Genomic DNA, 23,938 nt, shown 5'->3' with positions numbered 1-23,938 from the left:
AACACCGGCTTGGGGAAATGGTTGCAGCGCTCATGAACGATTTGCTGCCGATCCACGCCGTATTGCCCGATCTGCTCGCCGCGCTGCGTGGCGGGAGCAATGCCGTGCTGGTCGCCCCGCCGGGCGCGGGCAAGACCACGGCGGTGGCGCCGGCGCTGATTGGCGAGGACTGGTGCACCGGCGAAGTGCTGCTGCTCTCCCCGCGCCGGCTCGCAGCGCGGGCGGCGGGCGAGCGGATGGCGGCGCTCGCGGGCGAGAATGTCGGCCAGACCTTCGGCTACGCGACGCGGATGGACAGCAAGCGATCGGCCGCGACGCGGGTGACGGTCGTGACCGAGGGCATCTTCGTCAATCGCATCCAGGCCGATCCCGAACTGGCGGGGGTTTCCGCCGTGCTGTTCGACGAAGTCCATGAGCGCAGCCTCGACAGCGATTTCGGCCTGGCGCTGGCGCTCGACGCACAGGCGGCACTGCGCCCCGATTTGCGGCTGGTGGCGATGTCGGCAACGCTCGACGGCACGCGCTTCTCGGGATTGATGGGCGATGCGCCGGTTGTCGAGAGCGAGGGGCGGAGCTGGCCGCTGGAGTTGCGCCATATCGGCCGCGCGGCGGAGGCGCGGATCGAGGATTCGATGGCGGCGGCTTGTCGGCTCGCGCTGCGCGAGGCCGAAGGCGGCGTGCTCGCCTTCCTGCCCGGCGTCGCCGAGATCGAGCGGACCGCGGAGCGGATCGGCGAAGTGCCCGGTACGGTGGTGCACAGGTTGCACGGCAGCCTTGAGCCGGGCGCCCAGCGCGCCGCGATCACGCCCGATCCACAGGGGCGCCGCAAGATCGTGCTGGCCACCTCGATCGCCGAGACCTCGCTAACGCTCGACGGCATCCGGGTGGTGGTCGATTCGGGGCTGGCGCGGCGGCCGCGCTATGATCGGGCGGCGGGGATGACCCGGCTGGTTACCGAGCGGGCGAGCCAGGCATCGGTCACCCAGCGCGCCGGCCGCGCCGCGCGCCAGGGGCCGGGTGTCGCCTATCGGCTGTGGGAAGAAGCGGCGACCGCCGGCCTGCCGCGCTTCGATCCGCCCGAGATACTGGAAGCCGATCTCTCGGCGTTGGTGCTCGATTGCGCACTCTGGGGGGTGAGCGATCCGCGCGACCTGAACTGGCTCGATCCGCCGCCCGAGGCTGCCGTCTCCGAAGCGCGCAAGCGGCTTGGGACGCTGGAAGCGCTCGACGAAGCCGGCCGCCCGACCGCCCATGGCAAGGCGATCGCCGGGCTGCCGCTGCCGCCCCGGCTCGGCCATATGCTGGTCCGCGCCGCCGAGCGCGGCATGGCGGGGACGGCGGCGCAGATCGCGGTGCTGCTCGGCGAGCGCGGGCTGGGCGGCAATGACGCCGATCTCGAGCTGCGCCTGCGCCGCTGGCGAAGCGAGCGCGGGCCGCGGGCGGAGAATGCCCGACGGCTGGCGCAGCGCTGGGCGAAGCTGGTGGGCGATGACGGGATCGGCGATCCCGCCGCCTGTGTCGCCCTCGCCTTTCCCGATCGGATCGCCAAGCGGCGCGATGCGAGCGGCGAGACCTGGGCTTCGGCCGGTGGGCGCGGGTTCAAGCTCGACCCGACCTCCTCGCTCGCCCGCGCCGAATGGCTGGCGGTGGCGGAGACGCAGGGCATGGCGGCGGGCGCGCGCATCCTCTCCGCCGCGCCGATCGATCCGGCCGAAGTCGAATCGCTGTTTGCCGATCGGATCGAGACGCGGCGCAGCGTCCGCTTCGATCCCGGGACCGGGCGGATCGAGGCGCTGCGCGAACGCAGGCTCGGGGCGATCCGGCTGTCGAGCGGGCCCGATTCGGCGGCAAGCCCGGCAGAGATCGAGAAGGCGCTGCTGGAAGGCGTACGCGAGTATGGGCTGGCGCTGCTGCCCTGGTCGGACACCGCCCAGGCGCTGCGCACCCGCGCCGCCTATGCCGGCAATGATTCGCTGTCCGACGCGCGGCTGCTCGCCGAGCTGGACAACTGGCTGCCCGGCCTGCTCAGCGGCAAGCGGCGGCTGGATGCGGTCGAGGGGCTGACCAATGCGCTGAATAATCTGCTCGGCTGGGACGGGCAGAAGGCGCTCGACCGGCTTGCCCCCGCCCGCTTCGAGACGCCCGAGGGCTCGACCTATGCGATCGACTATGCCGCCGAGGGCGGGCCGATGGTGGAGGTGCGGGTGCAGGCGCTGTACGGGCTCGACACGCATCCGGTGCTCGGCGACGGCACGCCGCTGGTGCTGAGCCTCACCTCTCCGGCCGGCCGGCCGATCCAGACGACGCGCGACCTGCCGGGCTTCTGGAAAGGCAGCTGGGCCGCGGTCGCCAAGGAGATGCGTGGCCGCTATCCGCGCCATCCCTGGCCCGAGGATCCCGCCGCGGCATCGGCGACGCTCAGGACGAAAAAGGCAGATGCAAGGGCCGCCGGCCCGCGCTAAGGGAAATGACCATGACCAAGACCGCTCGCATTTTTCAGAAGCCCAAGAACGCCATGCAGTCCGGCCGTGCGCGCACGACCAGCTGGATCCTCGAGTTCGAGCCGGTCCGCCAGCAAAAGGCCGATCCGCTGACCGGCTGGACCGGCGGCGACGCGACCGCGACCCAGCTGCGCCTGAGCTTCGAGACGCTGGAAGCCGCCACCGCCTATGCCGAGCGCGAAGGCCTGGCCTTCCATGTGGTGCCGGCGCCGGAGCGCAAGCTGAAGCTCCAGGCGTACGCGGACAACTTCCGGTAAGCGCTTCACCGCTTCCACTGCACTTCTTCACCCTGAACTTGTTTCAGGGTCCAACTCTCCCCAGGCGGTACGCTGGTGGGACCTTGGATGCTGAAACAAGTTCAGCATGACGAAGGTCAGATGCCGAGCAGCGCGCCTGACAGCAACAGCAACAGCTTCACGTCGATCGCCAGCCCCTCGGCGCGCTTCTTCGCGACGAAATCGGGGAGCCCCGCCAGCGGCACGCGGTGGACGATGATGTCCTCATCCTCCAGCCCGCCGCCTTCGCCGACCTTGGTCAGTCCGCGCGCGCGGACCAAAGTGAAGCTCTCGCTGACCAGGCCGGGCGAGGAGAAATACTCGCCCAGGTCCTCGATCTCCGCGCTGTCATAGCCGGTTTCCTCGATCAGCTCGCGGCGGGCAGCCTCGAAGGGACTGTCATTCTCGCGGCCGGCCTCATCACCGACAAGGCCGGCGGGGAGCTCGAGACAGCGCTTGCCGAGCGGCACGCGAAACTGGTCGACCAGCAGGACATGGTCGTCGGCGTCGATCGCGACGATCACCGCGGCGCGGATACCCTTGGCGCGCGAGACATATTCCCATTTGCCGCGGCGCTTGGCGGTGATCCACTTGCCGGCCCAGGCAATCTCTTCTTCCATGTCGCTCACAGTTCGATCACCCGGTCGGGAAGTTCGTTCACATCGTCCGCGCTGCGCGGGAAATGCTCGGCGAGCACCAGCCCGATCTGGTGGACGGCCTCGGCCATGCCATCACCGGCCTTGTCCGCCTTCACGCCCTTGAGCAACGCCGCCATCGCTGCGCCCCAGACGTCGGGCGTGACTTTCGAGTGGATCGCCTCGTCGGCGATGATCTCGGCGCGGTGCTCGGCAAGGCTGAGATAGAGCAGCACGCCGGTCGAGCCGCGGGTGCGCTTCTCGGCGGCGGCGCGGAACAGTTCGAGCGCGCGGCGGTGGACGCGACGGTTCTTGGTCGCCGACGGCGTGAGGAACAGGCGGAGCGCGTCGAGCGCCAGCACGACGCGGGCGACCAGGAAGGTGACCGCCATCAGGATCAGCGCGATGGTGAGGTACCAGCGCGCCGGCACGGTCTGCGCCCAGCTGTCGATGAAGCGCGAATGGAGCCATTCGGCCGGCCAGGGCTGCCAGGCGAGCAGCGCCAGGACGAGCAGCATCGCCAGCACCGCCCAGTGCAGCGCGACGTCGTGATAGGGATCCGAGCGCCCGGCGACGACCGTGACGATCTCGCCATTGGTGGTCAGCTCGGCGGCGGTTACGGCCTGGGTGACCGCCATGCGGTCCTGATCGGTCAATCGCATCTCACCAGCTCCCCGAGGCGCCGCCGCCCCCGAACGATCCGCCGCCGCCGGAGAAGCCACCGCCGCCGCCGCCACCGCCGCCCCAGTCGCTGCCGCCGCCACCGCCCCAGCCACCCCCGCCACGGCTGGCCTGGTGGCCGATCTCGTTGGCGATCGACCAGAGGATGATCGGCAGCGCGCCGCTGTCGTCGCTGCGGTAGCGCGGCCCCCAGGGGCCGCGCCGCTTGCGCCGGCCGAGCCCGAGCATCGGCAGGATCACGAACAGCAGGATGATGCCCCAGAAGATCAGCCCGATCGGGAAGCCGCCGCCATTGCCTTGGCGGCGCTTGGCGGTCTCGCTGACCTTGGCCTGGCTCTGCTGGGCACGCTGCTCGGCGGCCTCGAGAGGCAGCTTCATCTGCTCGGCGATCGCCTGCGCGCCGGCGACGATGCCGCCGGCCATGTCGTTCTGCTTGAAGCGGGGGATGATCTTCTCGTTGATGATCTGGCTGGACAGGCCATCGGTCATGATCGGCTCGAGCACGTAGCCGACCTCGATCCGGACCTTGCGCTCATTGGGAGCGACGATCAGCAGGATGCCGTTATTGGCGTCCTTCTGGCCGATCCCCCAGGCACGGCCGAGCTGATAGCCGTAATCCTGGATGTCATAGCCCTGGAGATCGGGAATGGTCGCGACGACGAACTGCCGGGTCGAGGCCTTCTGGACGTCCTCGGAGAGCTGGTTGAGCTGGGCGACCTGGGCGGGCGAGAGCAGATGCGCCTCGTCGACCACCCGGCCGGAGAGCTTGGGGAAAACCGGCTGCGCCTGTGCCGAGAGCGGCACCAGGACCAGCAGCAATGCGAGCAGGCTACGCAACAGACTCATTCAGTGATCTCGCGAATGATGGCTTCGCTGCCGGCGAAGATGCCGTCGGCGAACTTGCCTTCCTTGAAGCGCGGCAGGATGTCGTCGCGGATGATCGCGCCCGCTTCCTCGTCGCGCAGTGCCTTTTCGAGGCCGGTGCCGACTTCGATCCGGACCTTGCGCTCATTGGGCGCCACGATCAGCAGCACCCCGTCGTTGAAGCATTTGCGGCCGATGCCCCAAGTGCGGCCCAGGTTCACGCCATAATCGGCGATCTGGTGCCCGCCGAGGCTCTTGACCGTGACCACCACGAACTGATGCTTCGACTTCTTCTCGGCATCGACCAACTGGTTCGAAAGCCGCCGCCGCTCGCTTACCGAAAGCAGGTTGGCGGAATCGACCACCCGGCCGGTCAGCGCCGGAAAATCATAGCCGGCGGGGGCGGGCCGCGCATTGGGCACCGCCGCCCCTTCGACCGCACCGGCGACGGGCGTCGTCTCCGCCGCCGGCGTGCATCCCGCCGCAACGGCATGCGGATCGTGCGCGAGCGGCTTGCAGGCCGCCAGCGCACCGCAGAGGAGAAGCGCCCGCAGGATCAGTTGCTGTTCCCGAAGCTGACGTCGGGCATTCTCTCCGCACCCGCCTCGGCCTTGAAGGGCACGATCGGCTTGGCGCCGTAGAAGATCTTGGCGCCGATCGCGTCGGGGAAGGTGCGGATGCGGGTGTTATAGGCCTGCACCGCGGCGTTGTAGTCACGCACCGCGATGGTGATGCGATTGTTGCTGCCTTCGATCTGGTCCATCAGCGTCTTGAAGTTACCCTGGCTCTGCAGCTGCGGATAGGCTTCCTGCAGGCGCTGGAGCGACAGGGTCAGACCGGCCTGGGCCTGGTTATACGCCGACATCTTGTTCTCGTCGGTGAGGTCGTCGCCAGTCACCTGGATCTGGGTCGCCTTGGCGCGCGCCGAGACCACATCGTTCAGGATCTTGCCTTCGGACGCAGCGGCGCCCTTCACGGTGTTGACCAACGCGGGAATGGTATCCGCGCGCCGCTGATAATTGGCCTGCACATCGGCCCAGCGCGCCTTTGCATTCTCTTCGGCGGTGGGCACGCTGTTGAGGCCGCAGCCTGCGAGCAGGGCGGCGCCGGCAAGAGCAAGAAGGGCACGAAACTTCATCACGTCAGGATCCTCCGGATCGGGTTCGAAGTGTCTTATACAGTGGCAACACCTCGGTTCGAAAGCTAAATCGGAAACGCAGGCGGTTTGCGCAAGCTCCACAAGCGTGCTTCATGGCAAAGATGCCGCGCGCTGGCGGCAGGGGTTGGGAGCCGAAGCGATGTTCAAGGAATTCAAGGCGTTCATTTCGCGCGGCAACGTGCTCGATCTGGCCGTGGCGGTCATCATCGGCGCCGCGTTCAGCAAGATCGTCAGCTCGCTGACCGACGATCTGCTGATGCCGCTGATCGGCAAGATCTTCGGCGGGCTCGATTTCTCGAGCTACTTCATCGCGCTGGGGCCGATCCCCGCCGCGCTGACCGGATCGACCGACTATGCCGCGCTGAAAAAGGCCGGCGTGCCGCTGTTCGGCTATGGCGCGTTCATCACCGCGGCGGTCAATTTCGTGATCGTCGCCTTCATCATCTTCCTGCTGGTGCGCGCGGTGAACCGCGTGATCCCGAAGCCGGAGGAAGCCGCCGCCGCCGAACCGGCGGACGTGACGCTGCTGCGCGAGATCCGCGACGAGCTGAAGAAGAACGCGGCCTAGGCCGCGGCAAGATCCTCGGCGGTGGCATCCGCAAGGCTGGTGCCGTCGAGGATACGCGCGGTCTCGTCGCGCACCCGCGCCATCGCGTGGCGGATCGCGCAGCTCGCCTCGTCCTTGCAGTCATTGCACGGGCGATAGGCAGTGCGGCTCACGCAGGGGACCAGCGCCAGCGGCCCCTCGATCACCCGGATGATCTCGCCGAGCGAGATCAGGTGCTTGGCGCGTGCCAGGCGATAGCCACCCGCCTTGCCGCGCGTGGACGTGAGGAAGCCCGCCTCGCGCAGATCGGCCAGGATCAGCTCAAGGAACTTGCGCGGCACATTCGCTTCGGTGGCGATGCGGTTCATCGGCGTTGGCGCACCCGCAATGGGCTGTCCGGCCAGATAGAGCATCGCACGAAGGGCGTAGCGGGAACGCTGGGTCAACATCGGTTCAAAACGTCCATGCCAATAGTTTGCGGCACTGTGAAGACCTTAGGACATCCCGCCTGACCTTTTCATTAATGAATCCCGCCCCTATATGGGTCCTGCCGGCTTCGGTCGGCTATGGGGATAAACGAAGGCGTGCAATAGGCGCAGCGGACCCGGGGGCGGTACCCGGCGGCTCCACCACCAGCTACCTGCTCAAGGCAGTTGCTGACGGGGCCGAACTAGGATCGACGTGTGTTGAAAAGCGCTATCTATCTCTCAGCGTGGGCCACTGTGACGGTCCATTACACAAGTGCCAACGATAACGAAGCACTCGCTATTGCGGCGTAACCCCAAGGCCTAACGGCCTAAGGTTATTCTAAAATGCGCGGTTGGACCCCACCGGGCAACAGAAGGGGATTCCAGCGGTACGGGGAGCACCGGGCAACAGAAGCTCCCCACTTTCCCATTTTACTTAAGCGAAATGCCGCAAGGGCGATCCCGGAACGGCGATCTCCCGAATGTCGCGCGCGCGCCGCGCATGGTTTCGTGCGCGCATGGACCGGCAGACCCACAAAGTGACGGCACTGATCGCCTTCGGGGTGATCGCCTCGGCGATGGTCGCCGAGGGTGCGCGGCCGCCGCGGCTTCCCCGCAGGGAAGCCACGGCGCCGGTGGCCGGCAGCCGGCGCCGTCGCGCCGGCTCCGGGGGAGGACGCCGGCTGGCGCCCTCAGCCTTCCTGCTTCAGTGACGCCATGTCGATGACGAAGCGGTACTTCACGTCGCTCTTCACCATCCGGTCGTAAGCCGTCTCGATCTCGTCCATGCGGATCATCTCGATGTCGGCGGTCAGCCCGTGCTGGTGGCAGAAATCGAGCATCTCCTGCGTCTCGGCGATGCCGCCGATCAGCGAGCCGGCGATCGAGCGGCGCTTGAACACCAGGTTGAAGACGTTCGGCGACGGGTGCGCATGCTCGGGCACGCCGACCAGGGTGAGCGTGCCGTCCCGCTTGAGCAGGCCGGTCAGCGCATCGAGATCATGGCTTGCCGCCACCGTATCGAGGATGAAATCGAAGCTGTTGGCGTGCGCAGCCATCTCGTCCGCGTTGCGCGAGACAATCACTTCATGCGCGCCGAGCTTCTTCGCGTCCTCGATCTTGGCGGGCGAGGTGGTGAAGGCGACGACATGCGCGCCCATCGCCGCGGCGATCTTGATCCCCATGTGACCAAGGCCGCCGATGCCGACGATGCCGACCTTCTTGCCCGGTCCCGCATTCCAGTGGCGCAGCGGCGAATAGGTGGTGATGCCGGCGCAGAGCAACGGCGCGACCGCGGCCAGGTCCTTCTCGTCATGGCTGACCTTGAGGACGAAGCCTTCCTTCACGACGATATGATCGGAATAGCCGCCAAAGGTGTGGCCGCCGAGATGCGCGTCCGGGCCGTTATAGGTGCCGACGAAACCGGTGGTCTCGCAGAACTGCTCCTCGCTCTCCTGGCAGGACGGGCAATGGCCGCAGCTGTCGACCATGCAGCCGACGCCGACCAGGTCGCCGACCGCGAACTTGCTGACCTCGCTGCCGATGGCGCTGACGCGGCCGACGATCTCGTGGCCGGGCACGCAGGGGAAGATCGTGCCGTCCCATTCGCTGCGCGCGGTGTGCAGGTCCGAATGGCAGACGCCGCAGAACAGGATGTCGATCGAGACGTCATCGGCCAGCAGGTCGCGGCGCTCGAAGGTGAAGGGCGCGAGCGGGGTGCTCGCCGACTGGGCGGCATAGGCCTTTGCTTGGGTGGTCATGTTGGTCCTCTGTTGCTTGGTATCGGGGTTCAGGGGAGTCAGAGCGTGTAGCCGGGCGGCTTGAACAGCAGCTCGGGATGGGCAGCGATCTCGCTTCGGTAGAAGGCAGGCCAGTCGCCCGTCGCGACATCCTCGATCGCCACCGAGATGCTCTCCGGCGGCGATCCGATCGCGGCGGTGACGGCCTCGGCCAGCGCATCGGCGAGGCGCTGCTTGTCCGCGTCGGAACGGCCCGAGGCGAGCCGGAGCGTGACATGCGGCATCAGCGCGCCCCGGCCGGACCGGCGAGATAAACGGCGTCCGGGACATGCTCGAACCACTCGACCATCTTGCCGTTCAGCGATTCCTGGATGGCGATATGCGTCATCGCGCTGCCCGGGCTGGCGCCATGCCAGTGGCGATGGCCGGGCGGGCACCAGATCACGTCGCCGGGACGGATCTCGACCACGGCCTCGCCCTCGCACTGGGTCCAGCCGAGCCCGGCGGTGACGATCAGCGTCTGGCCGAGCGGGTGGATGTGCCAGGCGGTGCGGGCGCCGGGCTCGAAGGTGACGCTGGCGACGCCGAAGCGGGGATCCTCGGCGATGGTGAGCGGGTCGATCCGCACCGAACCGGTGAACCAGTCGGCGGGCCCTTTTTGCGACGGCTGGCTGCCGTTCCGCTGAATGCGCATCTGCTGCTCCTGTGCCTGGGGCGCCTGCTGGGCGCAGGCGGGGAAGACGGGAAGGAGCGATGCCGCAGCCAGGACCAGCCGTTTCATGCGATCACCCCTTTTCCCTGATGTTCGCAGAAATGGGGTGCGAGCGCTCAGCCGATTAGGGGCTATAATATGAACGCGCTTATGAGTATTTTTCAGCAATGAATCGTCAGGACCTTGCCGATCTCTCGGCCTTCGTCGCGGTGGCGCGCGAGCGCAGCTTCACGCGTGCCGCGGCGCAGCTGGGCGTCACCCCGTCCGCGCTCAGCCATTGCATGCGTTCCCTCGAGGAGCGGCTGGGCGTGCGGCTGCTCAACCGCACCACCCGCAGCGTGACGCCGACCGAGGCGGGCGAGCGGATGCTGCGCACCGTCGCCTTCCATCTCGACGAGATCGCCACGCATGTGACCGCGCTAAACGACCTGCGCGATCGGCCGGCGGGCAATATCCGGATCACCGCCGACGAATTCTCGCTGCAGACCGTGCTGTGGCCACGGCTGCGCGGCGTGCTGGCCGAGCACCCCGACATCCATGTCGAGATCGAGACCGATTACCGGCTGGTCGATTTGGTCGCCGAGAAGTTCGATGCGGGCGTGCGGCTGGGCGACATCATCGACAAGGACATGATCGCGGTGCCGATCGGCCCGCCGGTGCGGATGCTGGTGGTGGCGACCCCGGGCTATCTTGCGAAACATGGCCGCCCGCAGACCCCGCAGGACCTCGCCGAGCATAATTGCATCAACCTGCGCCTGCCGACGCTGGGCGGGCTTTACGCCTGGGAGTTCGAGCGCAATCGCCGCGAGCAGCGGGTCCGGGTCAGCGGCCAGCTGATCTTCAACAGCATCTTCCACATCCGCGATGCCACGCTGGAGGGCTTTGGCCTTTCGTACCTGATGGAAGACCTGGTACGCGACGCGCTGGCCGATGGCCGGCTGGAGGCGGTGCTGGACGACTGGTCGCCGCCCTTTGCCGGCTACCATCTCTATTATCCCAGCCGACGCCAGCCGACGCCGGCCTTCGCGGCGATCGTCGAGGCACTGCGCTGGCGCCCGGGGCGCGAGGCCCGGTCAGGCTGACCGGGCTCCGCCTCCCCTTGCATCAACGCAGCGAATAGGCCGTGATCGTGCCCCCGGGCGCCGTGCCGTTGATGATCGGCGTCACGATCAGCCGCCCCTCCGCGCCGATCGCCAGCGTGCCCGGCGTAGGTGCCGACCAGACGGTGGCATGCGTGTCGAGCGACACCGCATAGACCTTCGCGGAGGTGGAGAAGAGGACGAGGTTGTCGGTGACAAGGATATTGCCGAGGAACGTCTCGCCTGCCGGAACCGGCCAGGACCAGCGGACCGCGCCATCCTCCTCGCCGATCGCGTCCAGCTGCCCGCGCGGATTGCTCGCGGCGAACAATACCCCCTTCGCCAGCGCCGGCGCGTTGCTGTAAGTGCCGGCGGTACGCCAGGCGATCTTGCCGCCCTCGATGTCGTAGCTGACCAGCGGGAAGGAAATGGGATAGATGCCCATTCCCGTGCCCGAATAGGCGATCGCGTTCTTGCGCGCGCCCAGGATCGGGCCGCCGGCATAGGAATAGCCGTTCCACACCCAGAAGGGATCGGCGATGCTCTTGACCAGCGCGCCATCCGAGCGGCGATAGACGTCGAGGCTGCCCGAGTAATAATAGACATACTGGTCGTCGGCCGCGGGCGTGGCGCCGTCCCAAACCTTCCCGGACACGCCGTTCGCCGTCCAGCGGGTGACGCCGTTGTCGAGATTGTAGCTGTAGACGACGTTGCCGTAATAGCCGGATGCCAGATACAGCTCACGCCCGACCGCGGTAGGCTGGGCGAAGACCGACCATTGCGAGGCGAACAGCATGTTGCGCACGAACTGGCCGTTCGCGGCCGTGAGCGTGACAATCCGATTCTCGCCGGAAGAAGTGAACATGGTGACGACCTGCAGCTGGTCGCCGCTCACCGTCGGGCCGCTGCCGTCGGAGATCGGGCCCAGGTCATAGGCCCAGCGCTGCGCGCCGGTGGCGCTGTCGAGCGCGTAAACGCTCGTGCCCGCGCTCGCCTTGCGCGTCAGGAAGATCGTGCCGCCCTTGGTCGATACCGGGCGGAAGCTGCCGGCATCGGCAAAGCTCTTGTCCCACAGTTTCGCGAACTTGGCCGGATCGAAGCTGGCATGGACATAGGCGGTGTGCCCGGCCGAGCGCTGGAACATCTCCCAATCGTTGAGCTTGACGTCGAGCGTGTAGCGGAAGGTCTGGGTGGAGCCGGGATATACCTCCGCGCACGCCGTGTCGCGGCAGAGCCGGAAGGTGACATCGCCGCTGCGCGTCTCCGCGCTGAGGCCGGCAAGGCTCTTCAGCGAGACCGTGTAGCTCTTGCCCGACTGGACGATATCGCCGTCCTGCGACAGCAGTTTGTCGTCGAAGCTGATCCGGGGATAGATCGCCGTACTCGCGGTGCCGCTATAGGTGGCGACGAAGGAGAAGCTCGCCCGGCTGTCGCTCTCGATTGCCGTCTGGCTCTGCGTCGCCTTGTCGAGCGTGACCGCCAGGGTCGGGACGGGTGTGGGAGTCGGCGTCGAGACACTGCCGCCCGTGCCACCACCCCCGCCTGAACAGCCGGCGAGCAACAACATCCCGCCGAACGGCATCAACTTGCGCATGGAAATCCCCCTCTTTGCCGCGCCACCCCGTGCCATCGGCACCGCGGATGTGACAGGCTGAGGAGTGTTCAACAAGGCACTGAGAAAAGGGATTATCCCGATTCGGTGAAATCACCCGGGCAAAGAAAAGGGCCCGCGTTGCCGCGAGCCCCTCTCATGCGTTTCGGGTTTCCCCGGACGATCAGTCGTCGGCGCCGGTGAGGAACGCCGGCAGGCCGATGTCCTCGCCGCCTTCGTCCTTCGACTCCGAGCGCTCGCGGCGCGGGCCGCGATCGCCCCGGTCACCGCGCGGACCGCGATCCCGGTCGCCGCCTTCGCGACGCGGACCACGATCGCCGCCACGGCCACCGTCGCGACGACGGTCACCGCGGTCGCCACGATCACCGCGCGGCTCGCGCGGTTCGCGGGCCGGACGGGTGTCTTCCAGCTCTTCGCCGGTCTCCTGGTCGACGACGCGCATCGACAGGCGAACCTTGCCGCGCGGATCGATCTCGAGGACCTTGACCTTGACTTCCTGGCCTTCCGACAGGGCGTCCGAGACCTTCTCGACGCGCTCGTTCTTGATCTCCGAGACGTGGACGAGACCGTCCTTGCCGCCCATGAAGTTCACGAAGGCGCCGAAATCGACGAGGTTGACGACCTTGCCGGTGTAGATCTTGCCGACTTCCGCCTCTTCGACGATGCCCTTGATCCAGTTGATCGCGGCTTCGATCTGCGAGACGTCGCTCGACGAAACCTTGATCACGCCCTCGTCGTCGATGTCGACCTTGGCGCCGGTGGTGGCGACGATCTCGCGGATCACCTTGCCGCCGGTGCCGATCACGTCACGGATCTTCGACTTGTCGATCGTGAAGGTCTCGATGCGCGGTGCGTGCGCCGAGAGCTCCGAACGGGTTGCCGACAGCGCCTTGTTCATCTCGCCCAGGATGTGGGCGCGACCGTCCTTGGCCTGGTTCAGCGCGGCTTCGAAGATCTCCTTGGTGATGCCGGCGATCTTGATGTCCATCTGCATCGTGGTGATGCCTTCGGACGTGCCCGCCACCTTGAAGTCCATGTCGCCGAGGTGATCTTCGTCACCCAGGATGTCCGACAGGATCGCGAAGTCCTTGCCCTCGAGGATCAGGCCCATGGCGATGCCCGAGACCGGACGCTTGATCGGCACGCCGGCGTCCATCATCGCGAGGCTGCCGCCGCAGACCGACGCCATCGACGACGAGCCGTTCGACTCGGTGATGTCGCTGGTCAGGCGGATCGTGTAGGGGAACTCTTCCTTGGTCGGCAGCACCGGGTGCAGCGCGCGCCAGGCGAGCTTGCCGTGACCGACTTCGCGGCGGCCCGGGGCACCGAAGCGGCCCACTTCGCCGACCGAATAGGGCGGGAAGTTATAGTGCAGCATGAAGTTCTGGTACGACAGGCCACCCAGGCCGTCGATCATCTGCTCGGCGTCCTTGGTGCCCAGGGTCGCGGTGGCGATGGTCTGGGTCTCGCCGCGGGTGAACAGGGCCGAGCCGTGCGCACGCGGGAGGAAATGCGTCTCCGCCTCGATCGGGCGGATCTGCGTGGTGGTGCGGCCGTCGATGCGCTTGCCGTCCTTGAGGATGGCGGTGCGGACGATCTCGGCTTCCAGCTTCTTGGTCAGCTTGATGCCGGCCATGACTTCCTGGGGCGAGAGGCCGTCCTCAGCGAACTTCGCCTTCGCCTTCGCACGCGCCTCGTTGAGGGCGTTCGAGCGGGCCGACTTGTCGGTCAGCTTGTAGGCGGCCGCGATGTCCTTGCCGACCAGCTTCTTGATCGAGTCCTTGAGCTTGGCGTTGTCGTTCGACGACGCGATTTCCCAGGGATCCTTGGCGGCCTGCTCGGCGAGCTTGATGATCGCCTTGACGACTTCGCGGCACGCATCGTGCGCGAACAGCACGGCACCGAGCATGATCTCTTCCGAAAGCTCCTTGGCTTCCGATTCGACCATCATCACCGCGTCATAGGTAGCGGCGACGACGAGATCGAGATCGCCGGCGGCGACCTGCTCGTCGGTCGGGTTCAGGATGTACTCGCCATCGACATAGCCGACGCGCGCGGCGCCGATCGGGCCCATGAACGGCACGCCCGAGATGGTGAGCGCTGCCGAAGCGGCGACCATCGCGAGGATGTCCGGCTCGTTCTCGCCGTCATAGCTCAGCACCTGAGCGATGGCGTTGATCTCGTTGTAGAAGCCTTCCGGGAACAGCGGGCGGATCGGGCGGTCGATGAGACGCGAGACCAAAGTCTCCTTCTCGGTGGCGCCACGCTCACGCTTGAAGAAGCCACCCGGGATACGGCCGGCGGCCGAGAACTTTTCCTGGTAGTGGACGGTCAGCGGGAAGAAGTCCTGGCCTTCCTTCACGCTCTTGGCGGCGGTCACCGCGCAGAGAACCACGGTTTCGCCGAGGGTCGCCATCACGGCGCCGTCAGCCTGGCGGGCAACCTTGCCCGTTTCGAGAGTCAGCGTCTTGCCGCCCCACTCGATCGATACAGTCTTCTTGTCGAACATTGTTTTTCCTTCACACCCGCTGCCCGATGCAGCGGGGGCCTATGGAGAGAGCCGTACGTGGCTCGTGGGACTGGCCGAATTGCCGATCCCCCGTCTGCTCCGCTGCGTGGGAGCCTGACGCCGGCACTAGCCTGCCGGGATGACAAAAAGGCGACCCGAAGGCCGCCTTTCCGGTTACTTGCGAAGACCGAGCTTCGCGATGAGGTCGGTGTAGCGACCCTCGTCCTTCTTCTTCAGATAGTCGAGGAGGCTACGGCGCTTGTTGACCAGCATGAGCAGGCCGCGACGCGAATGGTTGTCCTTGGCGTGCGTCTTGAAGTGCTCGGTCAGGTTGGCGATGCGCTCCGAGAGGATCGCGATCTGCACTTCGGGGCTGCCGGTGTCGGTGCCGCCGCGTGCGTGTTCCTTGATCAGCGCTTCCTTGCGCTCTGCAGTGATCGACATAGTCTTTCCTTCGACATCGCTTAGATATTGAAGCCGCGGACGACCCGGATTTCACCGGATAGAGCCTCCACCAGCGCGATCGGGGTATCCCCCAGGCACGCGAAATATTGGCCGTCTTCCTTGGCGATCCCGGCCAGAACCCGCCCCTGTCGGAGCAGCCCTGCCTGGTCGGGGGTGAGGGATAGAGCCGGGATGTCGTCCAGCCCCGCCCTCAATGGCAGGAGAAGTTGTTCAAGGGAGCGGCCCTTAGCGGCTTCGTCCAGTTTGTCCAGCGAAATCGCGGACTCCAGAGTGAAGGGACCAGCCTTCACCCGGCGCAGCATGGTGACATGGCCGACCGTGCCGAGCGCCAGCGCAATGTCACGCGCGAGGCTGCGGATATAGGTGCCCTTGGAGACATGGGCGGTGAGCGTGATCTGCTCCAGTTCGTCACCCCGGGCTTGACCCGGGGTCCCGCTATTGTCCGCGGCCCCGAGCAAGCGGGACCCCGGCTCAAGCCCGGGGAGACGGGACAGGCTGTGGATGACGACGGATCGCGAGGCCAGCGTCACCTCTTCCCCCGCACGGGCAAGGTCATAGGCGCGCTCGCCGTCCACCTTGAGCGCGGAATAGGCCGGCGGCACCTGATCGATCGGACCGGTGAAGCGCGGCAGCACCGCCTCGACCTGCGCCAGGGTGGGTCGCACGTCCGACGCGGCGACTTCCTTGCCTTCCAGGTCGAGCGTGTCGGTCTGCACGCCGAACCCAATGGTGAAATCATACACCTTGTCGCTGTCGAGCATCCGGCCGGCGAGCTTGGTCGCCTCGCCCAGCGCGATCGGCAGTACCCCGGTCGCCAGCGGATCGAGCGTGCCGCCATGGCCGACCTTGAACTTGCCGTACTTGCCGTCGCGCAGCGCGCGCTTGACGGCGCTCACGCCTTGCGTCGAGCCAAGGCCGAGGGGTTTATCGAGGATGATCCAACCATGCATCCGCGGCGCCCTAGCGGAGCCGCGGGCGCAGAGCCAGCATCACAGGGCCGGTATCAGGCTGCCGGCTTGGCCTTCTTCGCTTTCTTCGCCTTCACCGGCGGCGGTCCGCTGTGCACGATATTGGCGATCTGGCAGCGCTCGCGCCCCGCGAAGATCGTGTCGCCGCGATCGATCTGCGAGGCGCCCGGGAAGGTCTTGAAGCCGACGCCGATCGCGAAGGGCAGGTTGTTGCAGCGACCGAAGAACGAGACGTAATACCAGTTGCGCCGAGCATCCTGGATATAGACGCCGTCGCCGCTATCGGTGGCATCGAAGGTGCGGATGTCGCTCCGGGTGAAGAACGGGATAGAGGCCTGCTCGCCCGACTTGGGCCCGGGCGTCGGGCCCGATTGCTGGGCCGAGGCGGCGGTGGCGGCGAACATCAGCGGCAGGGCACAGGCGATAACGGTCTTGCGAAACATGGATCTTCTCCTTTGCGGAGAACGAGATGGGGCGCTCCTTGCCGCGCTTGTATAATACTTAGGCTGTACGCTGCATGAAGTGGCGGCGGCACAGCGCCACATAGCGCTCATTGCCCCCCACCTCGCGCTGCTCGCCCTGCCGCACCGCGTTGCCTTCGCCATCGACGCGCAGGTTCATGATCGCCTTGCGCCCGCATTCGCAGACCGACTTGATCTCGACCAGCGAGTCCGCGAGCGCGAGCAGCTCCGCCGAGCCGGGGAACAGCGCCCCCTGGAAATCGGTGCGCAGGCCATAGCAGAGCACCGGGATGCCGACTTCGTCCGCGAGATGCGCGAGCTGGCGAACCTGGATGGGCGAGAGGAACTGCGACTCGTCGACCAGGATGCAGGCGAGCGGCGCCTCGTAATGCGCATCCTCGGCAATGCGGCGCAGATCGGTGTCTTCCTCGAACGGGATCGCGCTGGCGCTGATGCCAAGCCGCGAATCGATCACGCCCCTGCCGCCGCGATCATGGATGCCGGCGGTGAACAACAGGGTGCGCATGCCGCGCTCGCGATAGTTGAAATCGGCCTGAAGCAGCGTGGTCGATTTGCCCGCGTTCATCGAGGCATAGTAGAAATAGAGCTTGGCCATGGGGCGATCTGCGCCCGCCGTCGCCACGCGGTCAATCGCCCCGTGCGCTTATCCTGTGGATGCAGGAAGCCTCAGCCCGCGGCGCCGTCCTCATCGCCCAGGTCCTGCGCCACCTTGGGATCGCGCAGCAGCTTGTCGATATGGCTGCCCTCGTCGAAGCTCTCGTCCGCCAGGAACTTGAGCTTGGCCGCGTATTTCATCTTCACCCGGTGGGCGACTTCGCGCTGGAGATAGGCAGTGTTGGTGCGCAGCGCCTTGATCACCACTTCCTCGTCCTTGCCGAGCAGCGGCTTCACGAACACCGTCGCGTGGCGCAGGTCGGGCGACATGCGCACTTCGGTGATCGAGACCATGTGCTTGGCCAGCACCTCGTCATGCACGTCGCCGCGCTGCAGGATCTCGCTCAGCACATGACGCACCTGCTCGCCCACGCGCAGAAGGCGGACGGAACGTTCTTCGGTGGTGGTCTGCGTCTTCATGGCCTGATCTCCGCTCCCTCCCCCACCTTGCAGGCAAGGAGAGGGAGGGAAAACAGCTTAGAGCGTACGCTCGCGCATCTCGACTTCGAAGGTTTCGAGATAGTCGCCCGCCTTGATGTCGGTGAAGTTCTGGCTGAACGTCACACCGCACTCCAGGCCGGCGCGCACTTCGGGGACATCGTCCTTGAAGCGACGCAGCGACGCGATCTCGCCCTGGTAGATGATGACATCGTCCCGGGTGATGCGCGCCTTGAGCGCCTTGCGGATCGCGCCCTCGGTGACCAGCAGACCGGCAGCCTTGCCGTGCTTGCCTGCCGAGAAGACTTCCTTGATCTCGGCGCGGCCGACGACGGTTTCGAAGGCTTCCGGACCAAGCTGGCCGGCCATGCCCGCGCGGATCTCGTCGGTCAGGTCGTAGATCACGTCATAATATTTGAACGCGACCTTGTTGCGCTCGGCGATCTCGCGCGCCTTGGCGTTCGGGCGGACGTTGAAGCCGATGATCGGGGCACCGGCGGCGCCGGCGAGCGACACGTCGCTCTCGGTGATGCCGCCCACGCCCGAATGGAGCACGCGCGCCTTGATGTCGTCGGTGCTGATCTTGTTGATCGCCGCGACGATCGCCTCGACCGTGCCCTGGGTATCCGCCTTGACGACCAGCGGATATTCCATCGCCTGCTTTTCCTTGAGCGCCGAGAACATGCTCTCGAGGCTGGCAGGAGCCTGGGTCGTGCGCTTCTGCAGCGCAACGCCCTGGCGATATTCGGCGACTTCGCGGGCACGCGCTTCGTTCTCGACGACCTGGAGCGGATCACCCGCCATCGGCACGCCGGAGAGACCGAGCACTTCGACCGGAACGGCCGGGCCGGCTTCCTTGACCTGCTGGCCCTTGTCGTTGACCAGCGCGCGGACCTTGCCGCTCTCGGCGCCGACGACGAACACGTCACCGACCTTGAGCGTGCCGCGGTTGACCAGGATCGTCGCGACCGGGCCGCGGCCCTTGTCGAGCTTGGCCTCGATCACCGTGCCTTCGGCCTCGCGGTCCGGATTGGCCTTGAGGTCGAGCAGTTCGGCCTGGATCTGGATCTTGGCGATCAGGTCGTCGAGGCCGATCTTCTTGAGCGCCGAGACTTCGACGTCCTGGGTCTCGCCGCCCATCTCCTCGACGATCACTTCATGCTCGAGCAGACGCTCGCGCACGCGCTGCGGATTGGCGCTGTCGAGGTCGACCTTGTTGATCGCCACGATCATCGGCACGCCCGCCGCCTTGGTGTGATTGATCGCCTCGATCGTCTGCGGCATCAGGCCGTCATTCGCGGCGACCACCAGCACGACGATGTCGGTGATGTCGGCACCACGGGCGCGCATCTGGGTGAACGCCTCGTGGCCCGGGGTGTCGAGGAAGGTGATCTTCGACTTGTCCTTCAGCGTGACCTGATAGGCGCCGATATGCTGGGTGATGCCGCCGGCTTCGCCCTTCACCACGTCGGTGCCGCGCAGGGCATCGAGCAGCGAGGTCTTGCCGTGGTCGACGTGACCCATGATCGTCACCACCGGGGCGCGCGGCTTCAGCGTCTCGGCCGCATCGGCCTCGGCCACGTCCAGGTCGACGTCGCTCTCGCTGACGCGCTGCAGGTTGTGGCCGAATTCGGTGACCAGCAGCTCGGCGGTGTCCTGGTCGATCGTCTGCGTGATGGTGACCGGCATGCCCATCTTGAACAGCGCCTTCACCAGGTCGCTGCCCTTCTCGGCCATACGATTGGCGAGTTCCTGCACGGTGATCGCCTCGGGGACGACCACGTCGCGGACCTGCTTCTCGCGCGGCGCCGACGAGCCACCGTACGAACGACGATGTTCCTTCTCGCGGGCGCGCTTCAGCGCGGCGAGCGAGCGGGCACGCGCGCCGTCCTCGCCGCCCAGGGCGCGATTGACGGTGAGCTTGCCCGACTGGCGGCGGTCGTCGCCCTTGCGGTCGCGCTGCTGCGGACGCGCGGGCTCGGGGCCACGGCGCACCGGCGCACCGCCCGTGGGGGCGGGGCGCGATGCGGGCGCACCGGCGCTGGCCGGGCGCGCGGCCTGAGTCGGGGCCGGGGCAGCAGCCTCGGGCTTCGGCTCGGGCTTGGGCTGCGGCTTGGGGATCTCGGGACGCTGCACCGGGGTGAACAGGCGCGGCGCCGGGCGGCTCGGGTCGAGCTGCAGCGCAACCGGAGCCGGCGGCGGGGCCGGAGTCGGTGCGGGTGCCGGAGCGGGCGCAGGCTTGGGCGCGGGCGCCGGAGCGGCGGCCTCCACCTTCGGCGCTTCCGGAGCGGGCGCAGGCGCGGGTGCCGGAGCAGGCGTGGGCTCGGGCGCCGGCGGCGCCTTGGCGGCCTCCGCTTCGGCACGGGCCTTTTCCTCTACGCGGCGCGCTTCGGCCTCGGCGGCCTCGGCACGTTCGCGCTCCTCGCGGCGGCGCGCTTCCTCGAGCGCCTGCATGCGCTGCTCGTCGGCCTCGCGCAGCAGACGGGCCTGGCGCTCCTGCGCGGACTCGTTCGAGACCGGCGGACGCGGGGCGGGCGGCGGAGGCGGCGGCGCGACCGGCTGCGCAGGTGCTGCGACCTGCGGTTCAGGGGCGGGCGCTTCCGCCGGGCCTTCGCCCGGCTTGCGGAAGACGCGCGCCTTCTTGGTCTCGACGATCACCGTGTTCGAGCGACCATGGCTGAAGCTCTGCTTCACCTGGCCCGTCTCGACCGTGCGCTTGATCCCCAGCGGCGCGCGCATGCCCAGTTTCGGCTTATCGTTGTCCGTGTCGCTCATGCGGCTGCCTAAAGTCCTTCAGTCTGTCGTTCGTCTACGGACGCTTCCGACGGAAGCGCCGATGCGCCTTGCGAAGCGGTTTCGCAAGGGCGGGAGGTGGAATCGGGTCCGATAAAGTGCAGCCACCGATCGAGTGCTTCGCTCGTCCGGGCGGCTGCTTTGGCGTCGGTCAGGCCGGCATGTACCACATTTTCGCGGCCAAGCGCCAAGGACAATATGGTGCGCGGGATCGGCAATGTTAAGCCCTTGCGCCCGCTTCCTTCTTCATCGAGGCCGACGCGCCAGGCCTGGGCGAGCTTGCGCGCCCCGTCCTCGCTCGCGTCGCTCGCATGGAGCAGCAGGTGCAGGCGGCCGCTGCGCGCGGCTTCCTGGATGCGGTCGCCGCCGATCGCGACATGCCCGGCCTTGAACTCGAGACCCAGCCGGTCGAGCGCGTTGCGCTGCAGCTGCTCCTCGATCCGCGCGCCGAGATCCTCGGGAATGCGCAGCTCGGCGCCCTTGAAGGCACGCGCAAGTACGCCCCGGAGCTTCTTGCCAGACGCTTCGAGTTCCGTCCGCGTCACGCCGATCCAGGCGCCGCGGCCCGGCGCCTTGGCGCGGACATCGGGCAGCACTTCGCCATCCGGCGACAGCGCGAGTCGAATCAGCCCGTCGCGCGGGGCTTCCGCACGCGACAGCACGCAAGTGCGCACCGGATCCTTCCCCTCCCGCGCCGCGGAAGGAGTGGTCCCCTTGGCCTTTAGCCGAGCGCTATCATTGTGAGGGTTCCGCATGCGCGTCTCCCTGCACCGGCGCGGCGTTGCGGTCAGCGATCAGCTGCCCGCCCGCACCGTAATTCTCGAGGCTCAGTTCCGTGATGTTGACCTGCACGGCAGCCGCCGGCTTGCCCAGGCGCGCGACCATGGAGGCCGTCACGTCAGCGACGATGCCGGCCTTCTGCTCGCGGGTAGCCGGGCCGGCCAGACGGATGTCGATGAACGGCATCAGGCATCACCCTCCGAGGCTTCGGCGGTCTCGGCCGCGGGGGCCTCGTCCTCGAACCAGTGGGCGCGGGCCGCCATGATGATCTCGTTGCCCTGCTCGTCGCTGAGGCCGTACTCGGCGAGGATCCCGCCCTTGTCCTGCTCGCGCTTCGGCGCGTCCTCGTTGCGGCGGCGCGGCTCGGCGCGCTTCTTCTGCACCAGCTCGTCGGTCGCCAGGTCGGCGAGGTCGTCGAGCGTCCGGATGCCGGCCTTGCCGAGCGTGACCAGCATCGCCTCGGTCAGGTACGGCATGGTGGCGAGGTCGTCCTCGACGCCCAGCTCGCGGCGGGCGGTGCGATTGGCTTCCTCGCGGCGCTCCAGCGCTTCCTGCGCGCGGCTCTGCAGCTCCTGGCCCAGCTCCTCGTCGAAGCCCTCGATCGAAGCGATCTCGTCGAGCTCGACATAGGCGACTTCCTCGAGGCTGCTGAAGCCCTCGGCGACCAGCAGCTGGGCCAGCGTCTCGTCGACGTCGAGCTCGTTCTGGAACATCTCGCTGTTCGCGACGAACTCGGCCTGGCGCTTCTCGCTGGCGTCGGTCTCGGTGAGGATGTCGATCGCCTTGGCGGTCAGCTGCGAAGCCAGGCGCACATTCTGGCCGCGACGGCCGATGGCGAGGCTGAGCTGATCGTCGGGAACGACGACTTCGATACGATCCTCTTCCTCGTCAATCACGACGCGGCTGACATTGGCCGGCTGCAGCGCGTTGACGACGAAGGTCGCGGTGTCGGGCGACCAGGGGATGATGTCGATCTTCTCGCCCTGCATCTCCTGCACGACGGCCTGGACGCGCGAGCCCTTCATGCCGACGCAGGCGCCGACCGGATCGATCGAGCTGTCATGCGAGATGACGCCGATCTTGGCGCGCGAGCCCGGATCGCGGGCAGCGGCCTTGATCTCGATGATGCCGTCGTAGATCTCGGGCACTTCCTGCGCGAACAGCTTCTTCATGAAGTCCGGATGCGCGCGGCTGAGGAAGATCTGCGGACCGCGGTTCTCGCGGCGGACGTTGAGGATGATCGAGCGGACGCGATCACCGACGCGAACCACTTCGCGCGGGATCTGCTGGTCGCGGCGGATCACGCCCTCGGCACGGCCGAGGTCAACGACCACATGGCCGAACTCGACGCGCTTCACCACGCCGGTGATGATCTCGCCCATCCGGTCCTTGAACTCGTCGAACTGGCGCTCGCGCTCGGCGTCGCGGACCTTCTGGAAGATGATCTGCTTCGAAGCCTGGGCCTGGATGCGGCCGAACTCGATCGGGGGCAGCGGATCGACGATATAGTCGCCCACGGCCGCGCCCTTCTGGAGCTTCTGCGCCTGGTTGACGTCGACCTGCTTGAAATAGTCATCGACCAGCTCGACCACTTCGACGACGCGCCACAGGCGCAGATCGCCGGTGTTCGGGTCGAGCTTGGCGCGGATGTCGTTCTCGACGCCGTAGCGATTCTTCGCGGCGCGCTGGATCGCGTCTTCCATCGCCTCGATGACGATGGCCTTGTCGATCAGCTTTTCCTTCGCGACCGAATCGGCGATGGCAAGCAGCTCGGCCTTGTTGGCGGAAATGGCGGTGGCCATCAGTCGTTTTCCTCTGCTTCGTATTCTTCGGCGCCCTCGGCGGAGAGCGGCACGGTTGCGGCAATGAGCTTGTCGGTCATCAGCAGCTTGGCGTCGGCGACGGCGCCGAACGGAACGCTGACCACCTTGTACTTGCGGACATCGATCGAGATCATGTCGCCCTCGGCGCCGATCAGCTCGCCGGTGAGCTGCTTGCGCCCGTCCTCGAGCGGCTCGACCAGGTTGAGGCGCGCCTCATGGCCCTTCCAGTCCTCGAAATCCTGCGCGCGGGTCAGCGGCCGGTCGATGCCGGGCGAGCTGACCTCGAGGCGATAGGCATGGTCGAACGGGTCCTTGCCCGCTTCCTCCAGCGCGTCGAACACATCGGAGATGCGGCGCGACAGGTCGGCGCAATCGTCGATGGTGAGCTGGCGGGTATCCGGGCGCTCGGCCATCACCTGCAGCGTCGGATCGCTGGTCCCGCCGAACATCTTGACGCGCACCAGCACGAGCCCGAGCGCCTGTGCTTCGGGTTCGATCAGCTTGGTGAGGTCGGCAATATTCGCCACGCGGGACTCCGGTAATGGTCAAGCAGCTTCGGAGCCGGAGCCCTGCGGGCCCCGACCTCGGCATGTTTGACGATGTCGAGAAAGCACTGGCGATATACGCACTTGCCCGGTTGGGGGCAAGAGGGGTTGGGAATCAGGGGAGACACCCCCTGCTCCATCCCTCCGTCACCCCGGCCTTGTGCCGGGGGGCCACCGGGAGGCAGGCGCTGGACAAGAGGTTCTTTGCCG

Annotated in this window: 26 protein-coding genes and 1 other RNA gene; 6 read left to right on the top strand and 21 right to left on the bottom strand. The window is 67.1% G+C overall.

Features of this window, described 5'->3' with window-relative positions; translation table 11 throughout:
* Window positions 1-32 precede the first annotated feature (32 nt).
* Together hrpB and O3305_RS16850 are read left to right on the top strand one after the other, a co-directional pair.
* Complete coding sequence (gene hrpB, locus O3305_RS16855) at window positions 33-2,462, top strand: ATP-dependent helicase HrpB (protein ID WP_269573565.1); 2,430 nt, start codon at window positions 33-35, stop codon at window positions 2,460-2,462.
* A gap of 11 nt (window positions 2,463-2,473) precedes the next feature.
* The gene (locus tag O3305_RS16850) at window positions 2,474-2,758 is read left to right on the top strand and encodes an ETC complex I subunit (RefSeq protein WP_269573564.1); all 285 of its coding nucleotides are present in this window, start codon (window positions 2,474-2,476) and stop codon (window positions 2,756-2,758) included.
* A gap of 116 nt (window positions 2,759-2,874) precedes the next feature.
* Here O3305_RS16850 and O3305_RS16845 read toward each other — a convergent pair whose 3' ends face one another.
* The 5 genes from O3305_RS16845 to O3305_RS16825 form a co-directional block, all read right to left on the bottom strand.
* Window positions 2,875-3,396: an NUDIX hydrolase gene (locus tag O3305_RS16845; RefSeq protein ID WP_269576546.1), complete on the bottom strand. Its 522-nt coding sequence runs from the start codon at window positions 3,394-3,396 to the stop codon at window positions 2,875-2,877.
* Window positions 3,397-3,401: 5 nt separating this feature from the next.
* Window positions 3,402-4,073 carry a TPM domain-containing protein gene (locus O3305_RS16840; protein ID WP_269573563.1) on the bottom strand — a complete coding sequence of 224 codons (672 nt, stop codon included), beginning with the start codon at window positions 4,071-4,073 and terminating at the stop codon, window positions 3,402-3,404.
* A 1-nt stretch (window position 4,074) separates the two neighbouring features.
* A complete protein-coding gene (locus O3305_RS16835) occupies window positions 4,075-4,938 on the bottom strand; it encodes a TPM domain-containing protein (RefSeq protein WP_269573562.1) in 864 nt (287 codons plus the stop codon).
* On the bottom strand, window positions 4,935-5,378 hold the full coding sequence (locus O3305_RS16830) for a TPM domain-containing protein (RefSeq protein ID WP_269573561.1): 444 nt from the start codon (window positions 5,376-5,378) through the stop codon (window positions 4,935-4,937). Before O3305_RS16830 ends, O3305_RS16835 begins: the two co-directional genes overlap by 4 nt.
* Before the next feature lie 134 nt (window positions 5,379-5,512).
* Window positions 5,513-6,094 (bottom strand): LemA family protein, encoded by a 582-nt coding sequence (locus tag O3305_RS16825; protein ID WP_269573560.1) that lies wholly within the window; start codon window positions 6,092-6,094, stop codon window positions 5,513-5,515.
* A gap of 160 nt (window positions 6,095-6,254) precedes the next feature.
* On the opposite strand from O3305_RS16825, the gene mscL reads away from it, so the two are divergent.
* The gene (gene mscL, locus O3305_RS16820) at window positions 6,255-6,683 is read left to right on the top strand and encodes a large conductance mechanosensitive channel protein MscL (protein WP_269573559.1); all 429 of its coding nucleotides are present in this window, start codon (window positions 6,255-6,257) and stop codon (window positions 6,681-6,683) included.
* Here the strand turns inward: mscL and O3305_RS16815 are convergent.
* Window positions 6,680-7,111: an RrF2 family transcriptional regulator gene (locus tag O3305_RS16815; protein ID WP_269573558.1), complete on the bottom strand. Its 432-nt coding sequence runs from the start codon at window positions 7,109-7,111 to the stop codon at window positions 6,680-6,682. The genes mscL and O3305_RS16815 overlap by 4 nt on opposite strands.
* A gap of 61 nt (window positions 7,112-7,172) precedes the next feature.
* Here O3305_RS16815 and ssrA point away from each other — a divergent pair.
* Window positions 7,173-7,514: a transfer-messenger RNA gene (gene ssrA, locus O3305_RS16810) on the top strand.
* A 133-nt stretch (window positions 7,515-7,647) separates the two neighbouring features.
* Window positions 7,648-7,842: a hypothetical protein gene (locus O3305_RS16805; protein WP_269573557.1), complete on the top strand. Its 195-nt coding sequence runs from the start codon at window positions 7,648-7,650 to the stop codon at window positions 7,840-7,842.
* On the opposite strand, the gene O3305_RS16800 is transcribed toward O3305_RS16805, so the two are convergent.
* Genes O3305_RS16800 through O3305_RS16790 form a run of 3 tightly spaced genes read right to left on the bottom strand, consistent with a single transcriptional unit; the run spans window position 7,822 to window position 9,649 of the window.
* The gene (locus O3305_RS16800; RefSeq protein WP_269573556.1) at window positions 7,822-8,889 is read right to left on the bottom strand and encodes an NAD(P)-dependent alcohol dehydrogenase; all 1,068 of its coding nucleotides are present in this window, start codon (window positions 8,887-8,889) and stop codon (window positions 7,822-7,824) included. The two genes, O3305_RS16805 and O3305_RS16800, sit on opposite strands and share 21 nt — an antisense overlap.
* 38 nt (window positions 8,890-8,927) lie before the next feature.
* Window positions 8,928-9,152, bottom strand: coding sequence for a tautomerase family protein (locus tag O3305_RS16795; RefSeq protein ID WP_269573555.1), 225 nt, complete (start codon window positions 9,150-9,152; stop codon window positions 8,928-8,930).
* Entirely contained in the window at window positions 9,152-9,649 is a 498-nt protein-coding gene (locus O3305_RS16790; protein WP_353739201.1) for a (R)-mandelonitrile lyase, read from the bottom strand. The genes O3305_RS16795 and O3305_RS16790 overlap by 1 nt, the downstream gene beginning before the upstream one ends.
* 98 nt (window positions 9,650-9,747) lie before the next feature.
* Between O3305_RS16790 and O3305_RS16785 the strand changes: the two genes are divergently transcribed.
* The gene (locus tag O3305_RS16785) at window positions 9,748-10,662 is read left to right on the top strand and encodes a LysR family transcriptional regulator (protein ID WP_269573554.1); all 915 of its coding nucleotides are present in this window, start codon (window positions 9,748-9,750) and stop codon (window positions 10,660-10,662) included.
* 22 nt (window positions 10,663-10,684) lie between these two features.
* On the opposite strand, the gene O3305_RS16780 is transcribed toward O3305_RS16785, so the two are convergent.
* From O3305_RS16780 to rimP, 12 genes are all read right to left on the bottom strand, one after another.
* Window positions 10,685-12,253: an outer membrane protein assembly factor BamB family protein gene (locus tag O3305_RS16780; RefSeq protein ID WP_269573553.1), complete on the bottom strand. Its 1,569-nt coding sequence runs from the start codon at window positions 12,251-12,253 to the stop codon at window positions 10,685-10,687.
* A gap of 181 nt (window positions 12,254-12,434) precedes the next feature.
* Window positions 12,435-14,780: a polyribonucleotide nucleotidyltransferase gene (gene pnp, locus O3305_RS16775; RefSeq protein WP_269573552.1), complete on the bottom strand. Its 2,346-nt coding sequence runs from the start codon at window positions 14,778-14,780 to the stop codon at window positions 12,435-12,437.
* A gap of 174 nt (window positions 14,781-14,954) precedes the next feature.
* Window positions 14,955-15,224, bottom strand: a complete 270-nt coding sequence (gene rpsO, locus O3305_RS16770) for a 30S ribosomal protein S15 (RefSeq protein WP_116839282.1) — start codon at window positions 15,222-15,224, stop codon at window positions 14,955-14,957.
* A gap of 20 nt (window positions 15,225-15,244) precedes the next feature.
* A complete protein-coding gene (truB, locus tag O3305_RS16765) occupies window positions 15,245-16,195 on the bottom strand; it encodes a tRNA pseudouridine(55) synthase TruB (RefSeq protein ID WP_269573551.1) in 951 nt (316 codons plus the stop codon).
* Between the two features lie 53 nt (window positions 16,196-16,248).
* On the bottom strand, window positions 16,249-16,656 hold the full coding sequence (locus O3305_RS16760) for a DUF6491 family protein (protein ID WP_269573550.1): 408 nt from the start codon (window positions 16,654-16,656) through the stop codon (window positions 16,249-16,251).
* 58 nt (window positions 16,657-16,714) lie between these two features.
* Window positions 16,715-17,290 (bottom strand): thymidine kinase, encoded by a 576-nt coding sequence (locus O3305_RS16755; RefSeq protein ID WP_269573549.1) that lies wholly within the window; start codon window positions 17,288-17,290, stop codon window positions 16,715-16,717.
* A 71-nt stretch (window positions 17,291-17,361) separates the two neighbouring features.
* Complete coding sequence (gene rbfA, locus O3305_RS16750) at window positions 17,362-17,769, bottom strand: 30S ribosome-binding factor RbfA (protein WP_184162529.1); 408 nt, start codon at window positions 17,767-17,769, stop codon at window positions 17,362-17,364.
* A 57-nt stretch (window positions 17,770-17,826) separates the two neighbouring features.
* Window positions 17,827-20,562 (bottom strand): translation initiation factor IF-2, encoded by a 2,736-nt coding sequence (gene infB, locus O3305_RS16745; protein WP_269573548.1) that lies wholly within the window; start codon window positions 20,560-20,562, stop codon window positions 17,827-17,829.
* An 8-nt stretch (window positions 20,563-20,570) separates the two neighbouring features.
* Window positions 20,571-21,335 carry a DUF448 domain-containing protein gene (locus tag O3305_RS16740; RefSeq protein WP_269573547.1) on the bottom strand — a complete coding sequence of 255 codons (765 nt, stop codon included), beginning with the start codon at window positions 21,333-21,335 and terminating at the stop codon, window positions 20,571-20,573.
* Entirely contained in the window at window positions 21,316-21,546 is a 231-nt protein-coding gene (locus tag O3305_RS16735; protein WP_184162536.1) for a tautomerase family protein, read from the bottom strand. Before O3305_RS16735 ends, O3305_RS16740 begins: the two co-directional genes overlap by 20 nt.
* Window positions 21,546-23,162, bottom strand: a complete 1,617-nt coding sequence (nusA, locus tag O3305_RS16730; protein ID WP_269573546.1) for a transcription termination factor NusA — start codon at window positions 23,160-23,162, stop codon at window positions 21,546-21,548. Before nusA ends, O3305_RS16735 begins: the two co-directional genes overlap by 1 nt.
* The gene (gene rimP, locus O3305_RS16725; protein WP_269573545.1) at window positions 23,162-23,710 is read right to left on the bottom strand and encodes a ribosome maturation protein RimP; all 549 of its coding nucleotides are present in this window, start codon (window positions 23,708-23,710) and stop codon (window positions 23,162-23,164) included. The genes nusA and rimP overlap by 1 nt, the downstream gene beginning before the upstream one ends.
* Window positions 23,711-23,938 lie beyond the last annotated feature (228 nt).

The sequence above is a fragment of the Sphingomonas sp. NIBR02145 genome (assembly GCF_027359115.1).
Classification (GTDB): domain Bacteria; phylum Pseudomonadota; class Alphaproteobacteria; order Sphingomonadales; family Sphingomonadaceae; genus Sphingomonas; species Sphingomonas kyeonggiensis_A.
The sequence above is the reverse complement of the archived record's forward strand: the minus strand, read 5'-3'. Positions and strand labels throughout refer to the sequence as shown.

Coding starts and splice junctions, on each gene's coding strand:
- truB (WP_269573551.1), bottom strand. CDS start 16,195: ATGCATGGTTGGATCATCCTCGATAAACCCCTCGGCCTTGGCTCGACG.
- infB (WP_269573548.1), bottom strand. CDS start 20,562: ATGAGCGACACGGACAACGATAAGCCGAAACTGGGCATGCGCGCGCCG.
- pnp (WP_269573552.1), bottom strand. CDS start 14,780: ATGTTCGACAAGAAGACTGTATCGATCGAGTGGGGCGGCAAGACGCTG.
- O3305_RS16790 (WP_353739201.1), bottom strand. CDS start 9,649: ATGAAACGGCTGGTCCTGGCTGCGGCATCGCTCCTTCCCGTCTTCCCC.
- O3305_RS16735 (WP_184162536.1), bottom strand. CDS start 21,546: ATGCCGTTCATCGACATCCGTCTGGCCGGCCCGGCTACCCGCGAGCAG.
- O3305_RS16795 (WP_269573555.1), bottom strand. CDS start 9,152: ATGCCGCATGTCACGCTCCGGCTCGCCTCGGGCCGTTCCGACGCGGAC.
- rpsO (WP_116839282.1), bottom strand. CDS start 15,224: ATGTCGATCACTGCAGAGCGCAAGGAAGCGCTGATCAAGGAACACGCA.
- rbfA (WP_184162529.1), bottom strand. CDS start 17,769: ATGAAGACGCAGACCACCACCGAAGAACGTTCCGTCCGCCTTCTGCGC.
- O3305_RS16740 (WP_269573547.1), bottom strand. CDS start 21,335: ATGCGGAACCCTCACAATGATAGCGCTCGGCTAAAGGCCAAGGGGACC.
- hrpB (WP_269573565.1), top strand. CDS start 33: ATGAACGATTTGCTGCCGATCCACGCCGTATTGCCCGATCTGCTCGCC.
- O3305_RS16815 (WP_269573558.1), bottom strand. CDS start 7,111: ATGTTGACCCAGCGTTCCCGCTACGCCCTTCGTGCGATGCTCTATCTG.
- mscL (WP_269573559.1), top strand. CDS start 6,255: ATGTTCAAGGAATTCAAGGCGTTCATTTCGCGCGGCAACGTGCTCGAT.
- O3305_RS16780 (WP_269573553.1), bottom strand. CDS start 12,253: ATGCGCAAGTTGATGCCGTTCGGCGGGATGTTGTTGCTCGCCGGCTGT.
- nusA (WP_269573546.1), bottom strand. CDS start 23,162: ATGGCCACCGCCATTTCCGCCAACAAGGCCGAGCTGCTTGCCATCGCC.
- O3305_RS16825 (WP_269573560.1), bottom strand. CDS start 6,094: ATGAAGTTTCGTGCCCTTCTTGCTCTTGCCGGCGCCGCCCTGCTCGCA.
- O3305_RS16835 (WP_269573562.1), bottom strand. CDS start 4,938: ATGAGTCTGTTGCGTAGCCTGCTCGCATTGCTGCTGGTCCTGGTGCCG.
- O3305_RS16850 (WP_269573564.1), top strand. CDS start 2,474: ATGACCAAGACCGCTCGCATTTTTCAGAAGCCCAAGAACGCCATGCAG.
- O3305_RS16785 (WP_269573554.1), top strand. CDS start 9,748: ATGAATCGTCAGGACCTTGCCGATCTCTCGGCCTTCGTCGCGGTGGCG.
- O3305_RS16805 (WP_269573557.1), top strand. CDS start 7,648: ATGGACCGGCAGACCCACAAAGTGACGGCACTGATCGCCTTCGGGGTG.
- O3305_RS16840 (WP_269573563.1), bottom strand. CDS start 4,073: ATGCGATTGACCGATCAGGACCGCATGGCGGTCACCCAGGCCGTAACC.
- O3305_RS16755 (WP_269573549.1), bottom strand. CDS start 17,290: ATGGCCAAGCTCTATTTCTACTATGCCTCGATGAACGCGGGCAAATCG.
- O3305_RS16760 (WP_269573550.1), bottom strand. CDS start 16,656: ATGTTTCGCAAGACCGTTATCGCCTGTGCCCTGCCGCTGATGTTCGCC.
- O3305_RS16800 (WP_269573556.1), bottom strand. CDS start 8,889: ATGACCACCCAAGCAAAGGCCTATGCCGCCCAGTCGGCGAGCACCCCG.
- O3305_RS16845 (WP_269576546.1), bottom strand. CDS start 3,396: ATGGAAGAAGAGATTGCCTGGGCCGGCAAGTGGATCACCGCCAAGCGC.